13 protein-coding genes are annotated in these 14,470 nt (G+C 55.4%); 9 read left to right on the top strand and 4 right to left on the bottom strand.

The genetic code is table 11. The annotated features are described in order from the left end of the window. Genes ACFQ2I_RS07610 through ACFQ2I_RS07595 form a run of 4 tightly spaced genes read right to left on the bottom strand, consistent with a single transcriptional unit; the run spans position 1 to position 4,115 of the window. Positions 1-1,557 (bottom strand): M81 family metallopeptidase, encoded by a 1,557-nt coding sequence (locus ACFQ2I_RS07610; RefSeq protein WP_377563315.1) that lies wholly within the window; start codon positions 1,555-1,557, stop codon positions 1-3. Continuing rightward, positions 1,554-1,949, bottom strand: coding sequence for a RidA family protein (locus tag ACFQ2I_RS07605; RefSeq protein ID WP_262680616.1), 396 nt, complete (start codon positions 1,947-1,949; stop codon positions 1,554-1,556). Before ACFQ2I_RS07605 ends, ACFQ2I_RS07610 begins: the two co-directional genes overlap by 4 nt. Before the next feature lie 43 nt (positions 1,950-1,992). Continuing rightward, positions 1,993-2,775 (bottom strand): IclR family transcriptional regulator, encoded by a 783-nt coding sequence (locus ACFQ2I_RS07600; protein ID WP_377563312.1) that lies wholly within the window; start codon positions 2,773-2,775, stop codon positions 1,993-1,995. 20 nt (positions 2,776-2,795) lie between these two features. Next, positions 2,796-4,115, bottom strand: coding sequence for an aspartate aminotransferase family protein (locus ACFQ2I_RS07595; protein WP_377563310.1), 1,320 nt, complete (start codon positions 4,113-4,115; stop codon positions 2,796-2,798). A gap of 324 nt (positions 4,116-4,439) precedes the next feature. Between ACFQ2I_RS07595 and ACFQ2I_RS07590 the strand changes: the two genes are divergently transcribed. The 9 genes from ACFQ2I_RS07590 (at position 4,440) to ACFQ2I_RS07550 (ending at position 14,002) form a co-directional block, all read left to right on the top strand. Then, positions 4,440-4,928, top strand: coding sequence for a LytTR family DNA-binding domain-containing protein (locus ACFQ2I_RS07590; RefSeq protein ID WP_377563308.1), 489 nt, complete (start codon positions 4,440-4,442; stop codon positions 4,926-4,928). Further along, a complete protein-coding gene (locus ACFQ2I_RS07585) occupies positions 4,918-5,328 on the top strand; it encodes a DUF3021 domain-containing protein (protein WP_377563306.1) in 411 nt (136 codons plus the stop codon). The genes ACFQ2I_RS07590 and ACFQ2I_RS07585 overlap by 11 nt, the downstream gene beginning before the upstream one ends. 145 nt (positions 5,329-5,473) lie before the next feature. Next, on the top strand, positions 5,474-6,394 hold the full coding sequence (locus ACFQ2I_RS07580; protein WP_377563304.1) for an ABC transporter ATP-binding protein: 921 nt from the start codon (positions 5,474-5,476) through the stop codon (positions 6,392-6,394). 36 nt (positions 6,395-6,430) lie between these two features. After that, the gene (locus ACFQ2I_RS07575) at positions 6,431-7,576 is read left to right on the top strand and encodes an ABC transporter permease (RefSeq protein WP_377563302.1); all 1,146 of its coding nucleotides are present in this window, start codon (positions 6,431-6,433) and stop codon (positions 7,574-7,576) included. 174 nt (positions 7,577-7,750) lie between these two features. Next, positions 7,751-7,903: a hypothetical protein gene (locus ACFQ2I_RS07570; protein WP_377563300.1), complete on the top strand. Its 153-nt coding sequence runs from the start codon at positions 7,751-7,753 to the stop codon at positions 7,901-7,903. 27 nt (positions 7,904-7,930) lie between these two features. Beyond that, positions 7,931-9,067, top strand: a complete 1,137-nt coding sequence (locus ACFQ2I_RS07565) for a carbohydrate kinase family protein (RefSeq protein ID WP_377563298.1) — start codon at positions 7,931-7,933, stop codon at positions 9,065-9,067. 760 nt (positions 9,068-9,827) lie between these two features. Then, a complete protein-coding gene (locus tag ACFQ2I_RS07560; RefSeq protein ID WP_377563295.1) occupies positions 9,828-11,672 on the top strand; it encodes a LytS/YhcK type 5TM receptor domain-containing protein in 1,845 nt (614 codons plus the stop codon). Beyond that, positions 11,638-12,387: a LytR/AlgR family response regulator transcription factor gene (locus ACFQ2I_RS07555; RefSeq protein ID WP_377563293.1), complete on the top strand. Its 750-nt coding sequence runs from the start codon at positions 11,638-11,640 to the stop codon at positions 12,385-12,387. The genes ACFQ2I_RS07560 and ACFQ2I_RS07555 overlap by 35 nt, the downstream gene beginning before the upstream one ends. Before the next feature lie 163 nt (positions 12,388-12,550). Beyond that, positions 12,551-14,002, top strand: a complete 1,452-nt coding sequence (locus ACFQ2I_RS07550) for a carbon starvation CstA family protein (protein ID WP_377563291.1) — start codon at positions 12,551-12,553, stop codon at positions 14,000-14,002. Positions 14,003-14,470: the final 468 nt, after the last annotated feature.

The following is a 14,470-nucleotide window of genomic DNA, read 5'->3' as shown; positions in this document are numbered from 1 at the left end:
TTATGGATTGGAACGAGAGTACCCGTAGCTGGCGATGCGGATGTGCGGTTCGCCGGTATCCAACGGGTAGACGGGCCTTCGCACTTGCTCGTAGCGGAAGTGCGACAGATTAGCGCTGCAGCAGCCCGGCGAGTCGATATGGATCACATCTCTGGCGATGGGCCCGAAGGCGGCTTGCCAGGCGATGGCGGACTTGACCAGAATGATGTGGAAGTCCTCCGCCCGCAGTCCGATGGAGTCGATGTGGCCGAGATCCCAAGGTGCTACGCGCTTCTCCGTCAAGACCAAGGTGAGGTTGCCGCAGGCAAGCACCGCCGTTAGTCCCATGAACGCTTGCTGGCCGGTCATATACGGGCCGATATGGCGATATTCGCCGTCGAACAACGTTCGCACCTTGCCCTCTACTTCGACAGGCCGTCCGTGCAGTTCATCCATGCGTCCGCCAACCTTGCCGCGGAAGACGCCCCCGATGCCGAGCGTCGCCGCGACGCGAACGGCCTCCGCATCGCAGATGACGGCTAGCGCCGGCTTGGACGCTTCCGTCAGGCAAGCCAGCGTATGCGTGGCGTCCGCCGGCGCGCCGCCTCCAACGTTATCCGATCCCTCGGCGAGGATGACGGGACCTTCCTCCGCCAGCAGCGCGATCCGCACCGCTTCCCGCGGCGGAATCGCTTGCAGCTGGAAGCGGTCCTTCCAGCTTGCTGCCAGGCAGGCCAGCTCTTCCGCGCAGCGAACAGCCAGCGCTTCGTCGCCGTCGGCAGTGACGATGAAGGTCATGCCCGCATCCGGGACATCGCTGTAAGGGAAGCCTCCGGCTACGGTGACATTCAGAACGCCGGGCTCTTCTTCCATCGCGAAGGCCCGATCCATAAGCTCCTTCATCGCTCCCTCTTCCGTCATCATCGCTTGAGGAACGACGATCATCCCGGTGTGGGCAAGCGCGCGAACGGGGCGAATGTCGCCTTCAATATAGCGTATAAGCAGCCCGAAGGCTTCTATAGCCCGCTCATACATATCGATATGAGGATAGGTGTCATAGCCGACAATGAGGTCGGCGAGCTCCGCCATCTCTTCGCTCACATTGCCGTGCAGGTCAATCGTCATCGCAATGGGCAATTGCCGGCCTAGCCGCTTCCGCAATCTGCCCAGCAGATCGCCTTCCATATCGGGAATGCCCTCCGCGACCATGGCTCCGTGCATGATCAGCAGCAGCCCGTCCGCTTCCGAATCGACAGATGCGACTACGGCATTCATCAGCTCCTCAGCCGCTTCCGCCGTTACCATGCCGCTTGGCGTAGCGGCGGCATATAAGCCTGCCGCCAGCGATGCGCCATGCTGAGCGGCTGCGTCAATCGCTCCGCCCATGGACGTTCGCGTTCCGCCATAGCGCGCCTCGAAGGCCGCGTTGCCCACAATCCACTCCTGCCGGAAAGCGTCGATTGCCGTCATGAATGGAGCGAAGGTGTTCGTCTCGTGCAGAATGCCGGCGATGGCGATGCGAGGTGCATCGCAATGGGCAGAGCGAGAGGATGAGCTCTCTATCGCTCTGTCATTCATGCCGTACCGCCTCGCACGGATGGCGCATAGGCGATGGCGTCGATCTCCACCAGATAAGGGCCGAGACCGGCCTGGACAGTCGTTCTTGTCGGATAAGGCGCATTCATGAAGCTCTCGTAAGCCTTGTTATACGCCGGAGAATCTTCGATGTGCGTCAATACGGCATTGATTTTAATAATGTGATCCATGGTTAGCCCGACATCCTTCAGAATCAGCTCAATATTGCGGAGAGCCCGGATCGTCTGGCTTTCGATCGTGTCGCCGTCCATCTCCCGGGTCTCCGGAATGACGCCTACCTGACCCGATACGTAGACGAACTCTCCGGCGCGAATCGCGTGCGAGAAGGGGAGCGGGAATTGAGGCGCTTGCGCCGATTGGATACATTCTGACATGGAGATCCCTCTTTCCATTTGGAATTTAATGTGTCATTCTGCCTCACCGATAGCCAAGCTTGCGGGACACGGCTGCCGCCGCTTGCTTCACTTGCTCTGTAATAGCCGGCAGCTTGTCGTCGGCGAATCGATGCATGGCGCCGGACAAGCTGACGGCTCCTTCGACCTTGCCATACATATTGTAGATGGGAGCGGCGACGCAGCGCGCGCCTTCCACAATCTCCTGATCGTCCAGCGCGTAGCCGTGCTGACGAACCGACTCCAGCTCTTCGCGAAGAAGGGGCCAGCTTGTAATGGTATTGTCCGTACAGGCGGCGAGACCGTATTGGCGGGCCAGCAGCTCAGCTTCGTCATCGGACATTCCGGCGCATATCGCCTTGCCCATAGCCGTCGCGTGGAAGGGGGCGCGTGAGCCGATCGTATCCGTCATGCGAAGCGGGTGGAGGCTCTCGATAATGTCTACATACAGCACTTCCCCGTCTATCAGGACGCCCAGATTAACGGTATCGCCATACTGCTCTGACAATCGCTTCATCTCGGCCATGGCTGCGGCGCGCAGCGTGTTGCGTTCCAGCAGGTCACGTGTCAGCATCAGCTGCTTATAGCCGAGGCAATACTTGCCGTCCTCGTCATCGCGGGCAATGAAGCCGCGATTCTGCAACGTCAGAATAATGCGGTATGTTGACGATTTCGGCTGCTCCAGCAGCTCCGTCAGCTCGATTAGGCTGAGCGAGCCGCGTTCGGCGAGCAGTTCAATTAAGGTCAACGCTTTGTCGATCGATTGAATAATATATCTGTCCGGCTTGTCTGCCGCTTCCTTGTTCATACCTTCCGCTCCAATCTCCGTTATCCCGGGAGACGACCCAGCGCAGCGTCCGCAGCTTGAAGCGTAGCCTCTACATCTTCAGCGCTATGGACAGCCGATACATACCACAGTCCGTTCGGCCTGACCAGCACGCCTTCCGCCAGCATCTCCTCCGCGAAGCGGGAGTAGGCAGCGGAATCGCGCTTGTTGAAGGAGGCGAAGTCTTCGACCGCTTCTTCTTCGGTGAACATGAAGTGGAAGACGGGTCCGCCTGCGTGGTTGATGATGCCGCTCTTGCCATGCTTCTTCAATAGTGCGCGCAAGCCTGTCACCAGCCCCTGCGTCGTATCCTCCATCACATTATAAGCTGCGCCTTCGTTCTTGGACAGCTCGGCGATGGTAGCCAGCACGGCGGCTGTCGCGACACCATTGCCATTCAGCGTGCCCAGATGGCTGACGGTGCCGTCTTCGATCAGCTTCATTAGCTTCGCGCTGCCGGCTACGCCGCTTACGGCGATGCCGCTTCCCATGGCCTTGCCGATCGTTACCAGATCGGGCTGAATGCCGAAGCGGCCATGCGCGCCGCCCAGTCCTAGCCTGAACCCCGTAATAACCTCATCCATGATGAATACGATGCCGCGCCGCTCCGTCTCTGCTCTGACGAGCTCCAGGTACCCTGGACGGGGGGCGATACAGCCGGAATTGCACATGATGGGCTCCGAGATAACGGCGGCGATCTCGTCGCCATGGGATTCGAGCGCTTCCAGCAGTGCGTCGGAATCGTTCCATGGCAGCAGGATGACATCTTGCAGACTCAGCTCGCTCTGGCCGCCCGTGCCTGGCTGAACGCCGGAATCGCCTCCGGCTGCGGCGGCGGATGCCCGCATGTCCGCGCTTGGGAATGCTGTGAAGATGGAGTCCGACCAGCCGTGATAATGCCCGTGGAACCGGACGACCTTCCTTCTTCCTGTATAAGCACGCGCCAGACGCAGCGCCAGCATGACCGCCTCTGTGCCGGAGCCGCTGAGCACAGCCTTTTCGGCGCACGGCAGCAGCTCGGTCAGCCGCTTCGCGGCTTCGATCTCGCCTTCATGCTGCAGGCCGAATGTAATCCCCTTCTGCATCGCTTCATGCAGGGCGTCCGTCAGCGCCGGATTGGCATGGCCCAATATAAGCGGGCCGTATGCAAGCAAGTAGTCAATATAGCTGTTGCCGTCGACATCGACGACTTTCGAGCCTTTGCCGGATTGTGCGAATAGGGGCACTGGCTTCATGGCCGTCCGCAGCGAGCTTGCGACACCGCCTGCCAGATAGCGCTTGGATTCTTCATATTTCGCCTTCGACTTCTCGTAGCGATTCATGCTTCTCTCATCACTCCGTTCTATTGTGTTTCAACAAACAAAACATTGGTTTCATTTTTAATATAGCATAGGAAAAATCGCTTGTATATCCTTTTTTTGTCGACGCTTACAAAGCAGATTCTTAGACATGCAACGGTCGGCGTGTCAATCACAGCGGCATATATGGCGCTTCAGTCATAGGGATTGGCTGAAATAACAGGATTAGCATACTTCTTGTCAGAGTGAAGTGTTATCATTCTTTTAGGCGAGTTCATGTAAGGAAACGTGCAGGTTATACCGATGTACCCGTATAAACGATATAGTCATGTTACAAATAAGAGGATCATGGAGAGTGAGGAAACAGTGAAGCTGCACATCGACATTAGTGAAAAGCATAAAGAGACTGTGATCACCATTCAGGCGGGAGAATGGACGGACGAGCTGGCTGAGCTGGTTAAGCACATCCAGAACCCCCGGCAGTCCGGAGGGAAGCGTCTCGTTGGCGTGCAAGACGACAGATCTATCTTGCTGGAGCCAGCGGAAATTGATTATGTCTTCGCCGAGAAGCGCAAAGTATTCGCCTCCACCAAAGGGCAAAGCATCGAGCTGAGGATGAAGCTGTACGAGGTGGAGGAGGTGCTGGGGCGCTATCCCTTCATGCGCTTCTCCAAGTCCGTCATCGGCAACCTGGACCAGATCAGCCGCTTCGAGCTGTCCTTCAACGGCAATCTGTGCGTCTACTTCCATTCGGGAAGCAAGGAATATGTGTCCCGTGCCTATGTGTCACAGCTGAAGGAACGTTTAATTCTGGGAGGTGGGAAGAGTGATCTATAAAGTGCTTCCGCGTCTGATGGTGAGTATTGCCTATTCTGGGCTGCAGTTGTTCGTGGTGCTGACATGGATTGTCTTCAATGATATAGATGTAACCGTTGAGAAGATATGGTGGAGCGGTCTTGGAGGCCTTCTTATGAGTCTTTATTTCGGACTGGCTTCCTTCTTGTTCGAGATTGAGAGCTGGAGTCTCTTGCGTCAGATGGTGACGCACTATTTGCTGTCCTTCAGCGCATTTTATATCGTGGCGATTTCCGTCGGTTGGCTTCCGCCGCTGCATGGGACGGCCTTCGTCGTGTCGCTGGGTATTTTTACAGTGATTTATTTAATCATAGCATTTATCGTGAGACTGTTCCTTCGCAAGCAGGCGGAGGAGCTGAACAAGTCGCTGCAGAAGCGTTAAGGATGAATCCTGTCATTCGCGCAGCCATTCCTGCAGTTCAAGCGCCGATTCGTGCAGGTCATGCACAAGATGACTTATCGTATGGCAAATTCATGCATAATGAGCTCAAGCAACGAGGGAGCAGTTGAGAGGGGAGCTGGCAGCCATGAGTCAAGTGCTGAAAGTAGATCAGGTGATGAAGGCCTATAACGGGACAGTTGCGCTGGACCGCGTAAGCATGAGCGTGGAGGCGGGGAGCTGCTTCGGCCTCTTGGGACCGAACGGGGCGGGCAAGTCGACGATGATGAAGCTTCTGACGGGTATTCTCCGCCATGATGCTGGAAGCATTGAGGTGCTGGGGATGGACGTTGGCAAGCAGGCTGGAGAAATTCGTGCTACGGTAGGGTATGTTCCTCAGGATATTACCTTGTACGAAAAATTAAGCGCACGGCAAAATTTGAAGTTCTTCGGCGAGATGTACGGCGTACGGGGAGCGGAGCTGAAGCGAAGAATCAGCGAGGCGCTGGAGCGCGTCGGCTTGTCAGAACGCGCGGATGATCGTGTTGCCTCTTATTCCGGCGGGATGAAGCGCCGCATCAATATCGCTGCAGCACTGCTGCATGAGCCGAAGCTGGTCATTCTGGACGAGCCTACGGTCGGTATCGATCCGCAGTCGCGGAATCATATCTTCGAGCTGCTGCGCAGCCTGCAGCAGGAAGGCGTGACGCTGATCTACTCCACACACTATATGGAGGAAGTGGAAGCGCTCTGCGATGCGGTGGCGATTATTGATCATGGCCGCATTATTACGCAAGGGCCGCTAGAGGAGCTGCTGGAGACGCATGCGCTTAAGGCAGTGTACGTGGAGACGGATGCCTGGACGGAAGTGCCGACGCTGACAGGCTTGCAGAGAGCGACCCGGGACGGAAGAGGCTGGGTGCTGGAGTGCGAGCGGCCGCTGGAGTTGATGAGCCGTGTCGCGGATGAGCTATCGCGCAACAGTGCAGCGGTCATGGCGCTGGAGATGATGAAGCCGTCGTTGGATAGCGTGTTCCTCAAGCTGACGGGCGAGAAGCTGAGAGATTAGCTTGGAAGGCAGAATAGAATAGGAGGAGCAGCAGCGATGTTTTGGACGATTGCACGCAAGGAATTATTGCTGATATTGAAGGATAAAGGCGCGTTTTTTTGGCTGATTGGACTGCCCATTCTGTTCATTGTCATGTTCAGCTCGATCTTCGGCAGCACGGAGAATATGACGATTAAAGTGAGCTATTACGATGCCGACCGGAGCGGGCCATCCGCCGAATTCATTGGTATTGTGGAAGGAATTGACGGTGTAGAGCTGAAGCAGGATCAGGATACGTCGTTGGAGGATCAGCTGCAGCAGGTGCGTAACGGGGAGCGGACGCTGCTCGTGGTCATTCCTGATGGCTTCGGCGCCAAGCTGGATGCTCGGGATGATGCGGAGATCGAAGTGTACCGTGATGCGGCGGCGGATGATGCGGCTGCACCGGTAGTGGCGATTCTGGACAGTGTACTGAGCCAGTACCGAGAAGGCAAGCTGCAAGTGGTATTGACGGAGATGGGCCTTGGCGAGGGGGAAGTGAAGGGCATTCTGGAGCGCCCCGTCACGCTGAAGGAAGTGAAGGAGCATGCAGTCAAGGTGGATTCCGTCACTCAGATCGTCCCTGGTTATACGGTCATGTTCGTCTTCTTCGTCATGATTAGCATGGTGACGAGCTTCCTGAAAGACCGCAACGGCGGGATGCTGATGCGTCTGCAAGGGACGCCGATGAAGCCGATGAGCTATCTGATCGGCATGTGGATTCCCCATATTATCGTCGTGCTCATTCAGTCGACGACACTGCTGACGTTCGGTCATTTCGTCTATGGCTTGAATATTGGCGACCCAATCGCGGTCGCGCTGATCGTGTTCGGACTGGCTATCTGTGCTACAGGACTCGGCTTGCTGCTGTCCTTGACAGTGAGCAGCGAGAATATGGGCATCGCGATGGTGCAGATTATTGCGATGGGAGGCGCCATCGTCGGCGGATTATGGGTCCCATATGAGTTCCTGCCGCGGGCGGTACAGATGATCGGCCAATTCACGCCGCAATATTGGGCACAGCAGGCGATGCAGGATGTGATGATACGCGGCGACGGCATCGGGGGCATCATCATTGCGTTGGCCGTGCTGTTCGGCTTCGGCTTGTTGGGACTGGCGATTGCGCTGATGCGCTTCCGGAAGTTCGCGGAGAAGACGGTGTAAGCTTTAGGCCAGACATCGGCCGGAAGAGGGAAAGAGTGAGAGAGACGAGTTTTAAGTGATGTGGCTACGGTTGACGACAGGGGTTCTTGCACCTGCAGAATGGACATGGAGAGAGATGTTCGTTCTTCAGGTTCTTTTCTTTCCATATCAATCCAATAGGAGTCCCGATGTTCCATGCTGATGCCTGCTTCCGCTAGCAGCTTCGGCATATCCCGTGTGAAGTGGCGGCCGTTCATTCGGCAGAGAATCATCGTGCGCAAGGTCTTCCGCAGCATTCTCTTCTCGTTCCCTGACGGTCCCTGTGATAGGATTATCTTATCGATGTAAAGCTGAGGGAAGAAAGGGAGAATCGACATGGACGTAGTCGCATTAGGGGAGCTGTTAATCGATTTTACGCCGCACGGCGTATCGGATCAGGGGCAGCCGCTGTTCGAGCGGAATCCGGGTGGAGCGCCCGCCAATGTGCTGGCCGCTCTGGCGAAGCTGGGAAGGAAGACGGCTTTCATCGGCGCGGTGGGGAATGACGATTTCGGCCGCTACCTGGCGGAGACGCTGGACAAGAGCGGGATCGATACGAGCGGGATGGTCTTCACGAACGAAGCGCGGACGACGCTGGCCTTCGTTCAGCTTGACCGTACAGGGGACCGCTCCTTCACCTTCTATCGGAAGCCGGGCGCCGATCAACTCCTGAAGTCGGAGGATGTCAATACGGTACTGGTGCAGAAGGCGAAAGTGTTCCACTTCGGATCGATTACGCTGACGGATGAGCCCTCCAGGTCGGCCACGCTAGAGACGGCCGCAATCGCCAGACGACACGGGGCGCTGATCTCGTACGATCCCAATCTTCGCTTGTCGTTATGGCGGGACGCCGAGCATGCGCGGACGGCAATCATGGAAGGACTGCAGCTCGCGGATGTCGTCAAGCTGTCGGAGGAAGAGCTTCACTTCCTGACGGGAACGAGCGAACTGGAGAAGGGTTCGAGCCTGTTGATGGAGCAGTACGGCATTGCTTTACTGTTCGTGACGATGGGAGCGGACGGCAGTTACTGCCGAGCTGCGGTAGGTGAGGCAGGTGCGGTTAGCGCGAACAATGCAGAGGAAGCCTCAGGTGCAAGTCATGCTGAGAACGACGTTGAGAATCATGCTGATGAGCGTGTCAGCAATCATGTTAGCGGGAGCCAATGGGACAGCGAAGGTGGAACAGAAAGTGAAATTCGAAGTAAAAGCGGAGTATCGTTCCATTCGGCCAGACATCTCGGATACCAAGTAGAAGTTGCAGATACGACGGGGTCCGGCGACGCTTTTTTCGGCGGGGCGCTGTATCAGCTGTTGCAAGCCGGTTATCCACATGTGGATATGTCCATTGAGCAGCTGACATCCCTGCTGGCCTTTGCCAATGCGATGGGTGCATTGACGGCCACCGGGAAGGGAGCGATTCCTTCCTTGCCGGAGCTTGACCGCGTTCACGAATTGGTGGATAGCGGTAATTGATCATACGGAATGGATAGTGCGGAGTTGACAGTGCGGAATAGATAGTGCGAATAGGTCATGCGGGGGAGGCGGTTGCAGCTGAGCAACCGTCTTTGTTGCAGTACCGAACTTCTAACGGTTGTGGCAAGCGCTATTTTCCATTATGGAAGCTGCACCCGTTACATTTCAATTTTCCTATGGAGTGAATGGGACGAAGTGAGAGGATGGTGAGTAATTTGTTTGGAGTGAGAGGGGGAGGAGTGGAGAGAGGGAAATGCTTAGAGTAGTGAAATTAGTGGTATGCAGGCAGACGAGCTAATCAGTGGACTTGTGGATAAAGTTGTGGACTGTCTGTGGATTGATTGTTGATAATTTGTGGATAAAAAGACGTGAAGACATGTGGGAACCTGTAAAAATCACTTTATTTGCTTGAAATGTGCGAAAATTTTGTGATTAATGTGGATAAACTGTGGATTTTGTGGGTACAAGTGTCGAAATCTGTGTATATATTGTAAATGGAACGTTGCTGAAACAGTATTTTAAGGAGCTTCGTCAAGTGAGCATTTGCCCAGCACTTTCGTTCGGTCCATATCTATGGAACTGATTATTGCTCATGACGAGTCGGGCAGTCGATATGTTGCAATCATTTCCTTTCGTACATAGAGCGGTGGAGCTGTTGCAATGATTTGGCCGACTTCACATTGATTTTCCAGGGCGCTTCAGGCTACACTACGGGTAACTATACAGGTGAAGCGCCGGTTGGAAAAAGGAGGGCACAAAGTTGTTCCAATTGATGATTACAATGCTGGAGAAGTTGGGTATTCTTGTAACGATTGCGCTTGTGCTCACCAGGCTTCCCTTCTTTCGGGACATGATCTACCGGGACAACCTTCGCATGCGGCATCAGATTACCGCCATCGTATTCTTCGGTGCGTTCGGTATTATAGGTACCTATACTGGCGTTGCCTTCAATGTCAACACGATGCAGTTCAATCCATGGGCCGATATGCTGGCCCCGGATGAGGCCATCGCGAACTCCCGCGTTATTGGCGTGGTGCTGGCCGGACTGTTCGGAGGATATCGGATCGGTATCGGCGCAGGATTGATTGCCGGCATCCACCGCTTTACGCTGGGGGGATTCACCGCTGTGCCTTGTAGCTTGGCCGCCGTTATTGCCGGTGTACTGGCGAGCATCTTCTATCGGAGAAGCCGCAATGTCAAGCTGTCTACCGCACTCCTAATTGGCGCAGGCGCGGAAGCGATCCAGATGCTTGTCATACTGCTGCTGGCAAGGCCATTCGACCAGGCCTGGGCGTTGGTGTCCGTCATCGGCTTGCCTATGATTGCCGCCAATGGCATTGGCGCGGCGCTCTTCCTGCTGATCATTCAGAGCGTCGTAAGCGAGCAGCAGAAGGCCGGGGCGGAGCAGACGCAGAAGTCGCTGCGTATCGCCGATGAGACGCTGGGCTACATGCGCCAAGGAATGACGCCGCAATCCGCTTCGGCCGTCTGCGCTATTCTGTATCGCGAGATGAATGCGATTGCGGTCTCCATGACGAACAGTAGCCATATTCTTGCCCATATAGGAGCAGGAGATGATCATCATCGGCCGGGAGCGCCCATTCAGACGGAAGTCACTCGTCAAGTGTTGCGGCAGGGCGAAGTGGTGGTAGCGGGGGAAGACGAGCTCCACTGCCGGCATGCATCGTGTGTCTTGAGTGCGGCGGTAGTCGCTCCGCTGAAGAGAAGGGGCGAGACAATCGGCACGATCAAATTTTACTACGATTCCCCTAAGGAAATTACGGATGTGGTGCTGGAGTTCATCAGGGGCCTCAGCGTACTGCTGGGCAATCAGATAGAGCTGGCGGATGCCGACAAGGCTAATCAACTGAAGAAGGAAGCGGAGATCAAGGTGCTGCAGGCGCAGATCAGCCCGCATTTCCTGTTCAACTCTCTGAATACGGTCGTATCGCTGATCAGGAGCAACCCGGGCGAAGCGCGCAGACTGCTTGTCCATTTGTCTCATTTTTTCCGCCAGAATTTGAAGGGAACGACCGAGGAGCGTACGACGCTGGCGACTGAGCTGAAGCATGTGCAGGCGTACCTGACGATCGAGGAGGCTCGCTTCGCGGACAAGCTTCGGGTGGCTTATCAGGTGGACGAAGCTCTGTTGTCTTACACCCTGCCGCCGCTCACTCTTCAGCCGCTGGTGGAGAATGCAATCAAGCACGGTCTGCGAAAGCACTCCGGCGCAGGCTGTGTGACCATTGTCATCCGGCGCGCTGCGGGTGGCATAGAAGTGGCGGTAGAAGATGACGGCATCGGCATGCCTTCTGCGCTGGTCACCCGGCTGCGCTCCCGCTGGAACGGAGAGGCTGATGAAGCCGATGAAAGAGCAGACAGTGCGCGATCTGAGCGGCAGCCGGAGTCGGAATGGCACGATGCTGAGCGAGGAGCGGGAGTGGGACTCTATAACGTAGACCGCCGGCTCAGTCTGATGTACGGCGAGGGAGCCGGGCTGCATATCATGAGCACCTATGGCGAAGGAACTCGAGTCAGCTTCAAGCTGCCTACCGAAGGAGAGATAAGCAATGGACCAGAAGATCAGAGTGCTGATCGTGGATGACGAACCCCATAGCCGGGCTGAGCTGAAGCATTTGCTGGGCGAACAGCAGGGAATTCAGATTGCGGGAGAAGCCGATAACGGCGAGGCGGCATTAATGAAAGCCATTCAGCTTCAGCCGGATGTGATGTTCCTGGACATTGAGATGCCGGGGATGAACGGACTAGAGGCGGCGAAGTCGCTGCGGGAGCTGAAGAAGCCGCCGCTGCTTGTATTTGCGACCGCGTATCCCGACTTTGCGGTGCAGGCGTTCCGCTATGAGGCGACGGATTACCTGCTGAAGCCTTACGATGAGGAGCAGCTGGCCGATACGATGGAGAGGGTACGTAAGGCGCTTGCGCGCAATGATGAGGGAGAGAAGCGGGTGACTCCGCGCAGGATGGCCGGCTCGGGGAAGCTTGCCATAGAGAGCGGCGGTGAGATTATGTATCTGGATCCAGCCTATATTCGCTATATCGTCTTCGAAGACAAGGGGGCGAAGATCATCTGCTCCAGCAGCGAATATATGACGAAGCTTCCGTTGAAGGAGCTGGAGCGCAGGCTGTCGGCTTATTCCTTTCATCGTGTGCATAAGAGCTATCTGGTCAATCTGAACTGCATCAAGCGGCTTACACCATGGTTCAACGGTGCATATCAGCTGGAATTGGAAGGCGTGAAGGAGCTTGTCTGCGTCAGCCGCAACTATGTGAAGGGATTAAGGGAGAGACTTGAGATATAAATGGACGGCCGCTTCTGCGCGGCTTGCTCTTCGACCCCTTCTCCATGCATCTTAACCCGCGATTGCTGCATGTTATGCCCGAATTCGCTCGGTATGGAGCGCTTTCATTTACAATAGCCTCATAGGTTGAAAGCGTATCCAACCATGAAGGGGGCTAAAGCTCATGTATACATTTATTGCAGGCATCGTACTTCTTATCGTTGGTTATTTCACATACGGCAAGTTCGTGGAGAAGGTGTTCGGTGTGAAAGAGCAACGCCAGACTCCGGCTTACACCCATAGCGACGGCGTCGACTACTTGCCGATGAACGCCAAGAAGAACTCGCTGATCCAGCTGCTCAATATCGCGGGGGTCGGCCCCATCTTCGGTCCCATAATGGGAGCGCTGTACGGACCGGTTGCCTTTATCTGGATCGTGGTCGGCTGTATATTCGCAGGCGCTGTGCACGATTACTTGACGGGCATGATCTCCATCCGCAATCGTGGCGCCCACTTGCCAGAACTGGCGGGCAAATTCCTGGGCAAATCAATGAAGCATGTCGTCAATGTATTCGCAATTCTGCTGCTGCTACTGGTCGGTACTGTATTCGTTACGTCTCCCGCCACGCTGCTGCATAATCTGATGGACGGCGCAGTCGGTCTCGGGGTTATTCTAGGCTGCATCTTCGTCTATTACATTCTGGCAACATTCCTGCCAATTGACAAGGTCATCGGCCGCTTCTATCCCGTATTCGGAGCACTGCTGCTAATTAGTGCGGTAGGCGTCGGCATCATGCTGATCGTGACGGGAGCGCCGATTCCGGAGCTGACGCTAGCGAATCTGCATCCGGCGCAAGCGCCGATCTTCCCGCTGCTGTTCCTGACGATTTCCTGCGGGGCATTGTCGGGCTTCCATGCGACGCAGACGCCGATTATTTCCCGGACGACGCAGAGCGAGCGCCATGGACGCAAAATATTCTACGGTATGATGATTGCCGAAGGCATCATTGCGATGATCTGGGCAGCGGCGGCGATGAGCTTGTTCCGCGGACCTGTCGGCCTTAACGAGCTGCTGGCAAGCGGCGGCCCTGCGGCTGTCGTCAGCGAAGCTTCCACCTTGCTGCTCGGCGCAATCGGGGGTACTCTGGCCGTGCTTGGCGTCATCGTGCTTCCGATCACATCCGGCGATACCGCATTCCGCAGCGCCCGCATGATTCTCGCCGATTACTTCAATGTGGGACAGAAGAAAATCATGAACAGATTGTGGATTGCTCTCCCGCTGTTCGCGCTGTCCTTCGCCTTGACCAAAATCGACTTCACGCTGCTATGGAGATACTTCTCCTGGGCGAATCAGTCGACAGCTGTAATTGCGCTGTGGGTGGGAGCGATGTATCTGTTCATTGCCAAGCGCAACTACTGGATTGCCATGATACCGGGCATATTCATGACAATGGCTACGATGACGTACATTCTGAATGCAGGCATCGGCTTCGGTTTGCCGCTCAACGTATCTTATGTGGTAGCTGCTGTCATCACGGCAGGTATTACCGTAGCTTTCTACTTTGCCGCTTACCGGGCTCGCCACCGTGAGACACCGCTGGAGATCGAAGCGAAGCATTGGGAGCTGGCATCCTGACGGAATAGAGAAGAACGCAGCAAGGCGCTTGCACGGGCGTCCTTGCTGCTTTTTTTTGTACGTCTGTATTCGATCTGATACGGACGCCCATAACTCACCACGAACCTGTAAGCTAATGCCGCTAAAGGGCGACGATAGCCGTTGACGCTTGAATACGATGAAGCAATGTAGCTGGAGAGGTTAATCTACCTGTATTTTATGTCATTGATTTATCGAAATACGCCTACTTATGACAAATGAACTGGATTTTATGCTATTATTCTGTCCGAGAGATGAGTTCTCGTTTGATAATGTCTGATTCAACTGTACATTTTCCACTTGTAGCATATAGGATGGGGCTTTTTCCTGTAAATAACTACTCAAAATCCAGCTAAGTAGCCTCCAACTCCGAATGAAGCGTGCGAGATGGAGGCATATTTCATTCACACCATCCCAAGGTGAAAAATCCTCGATAGAGATTCTCATGCG

The sequence above is a fragment of the Paenibacillus chungangensis genome (assembly GCF_042675905.1).
Lineage (GTDB): Bacteria > Bacillota > Bacilli > Paenibacillales > Paenibacillaceae > Pristimantibacillus > Pristimantibacillus chungangensis.
Note: the sequence above shows the minus strand (reverse complement) of the source record. Positions and strands in the feature narration are given on the sequence as shown.

What these genes read in the sequence shown, in the direction of transcription:
- ACFQ2I_RS07610 (WP_377563315.1), bottom strand. Translation starts at nt 1,557, where the DNA reads ATGAATGACAGAGCGATAGAGAGCTCATCCTCTCGCTCTGCCCATTGC.
- ACFQ2I_RS07605 (WP_262680616.1), bottom strand. Translation starts at nt 1,949, where the DNA reads ATGTCAGAATGTATCCAATCGGCGCAAGCGCCTCAATTCCCGCTCCCC.
- ACFQ2I_RS07600 (WP_377563312.1), bottom strand. Translation starts at nt 2,775, where the DNA reads ATGAACAAGGAAGCGGCAGACAAGCCGGACAGATATATTATTCAATCG.
- ACFQ2I_RS07595 (WP_377563310.1), bottom strand. Translation starts at nt 4,115, where the DNA reads ATGAATCGCTACGAGAAGTCGAAGGCGAAATATGAAGAATCCAAGCGC.
- ACFQ2I_RS07590 (WP_377563308.1), top strand. Translation starts at nt 4,440, where the DNA reads ATGGAGAGTGAGGAAACAGTGAAGCTGCACATCGACATTAGTGAAAAG.
- ACFQ2I_RS07580 (WP_377563304.1), top strand. Translation starts at nt 5,474, where the DNA reads ATGAGTCAAGTGCTGAAAGTAGATCAGGTGATGAAGGCCTATAACGGG.
- ACFQ2I_RS07575 (WP_377563302.1), top strand. Translation starts at nt 6,431, where the DNA reads ATGTTTTGGACGATTGCACGCAAGGAATTATTGCTGATATTGAAGGAT.
- ACFQ2I_RS07570 (WP_377563300.1), top strand. Translation starts at nt 7,751, where the DNA reads ATGCTGATGCCTGCTTCCGCTAGCAGCTTCGGCATATCCCGTGTGAAG.
- ACFQ2I_RS07565 (WP_377563298.1), top strand. Translation starts at nt 7,931, where the DNA reads ATGGACGTAGTCGCATTAGGGGAGCTGTTAATCGATTTTACGCCGCAC.
- ACFQ2I_RS07555 (WP_377563293.1), top strand. Translation starts at nt 11,638, where the DNA reads ATGGACCAGAAGATCAGAGTGCTGATCGTGGATGACGAACCCCATAGC.
- ACFQ2I_RS07550 (WP_377563291.1), top strand. Translation starts at nt 12,551, where the DNA reads ATGTATACATTTATTGCAGGCATCGTACTTCTTATCGTTGGTTATTTC.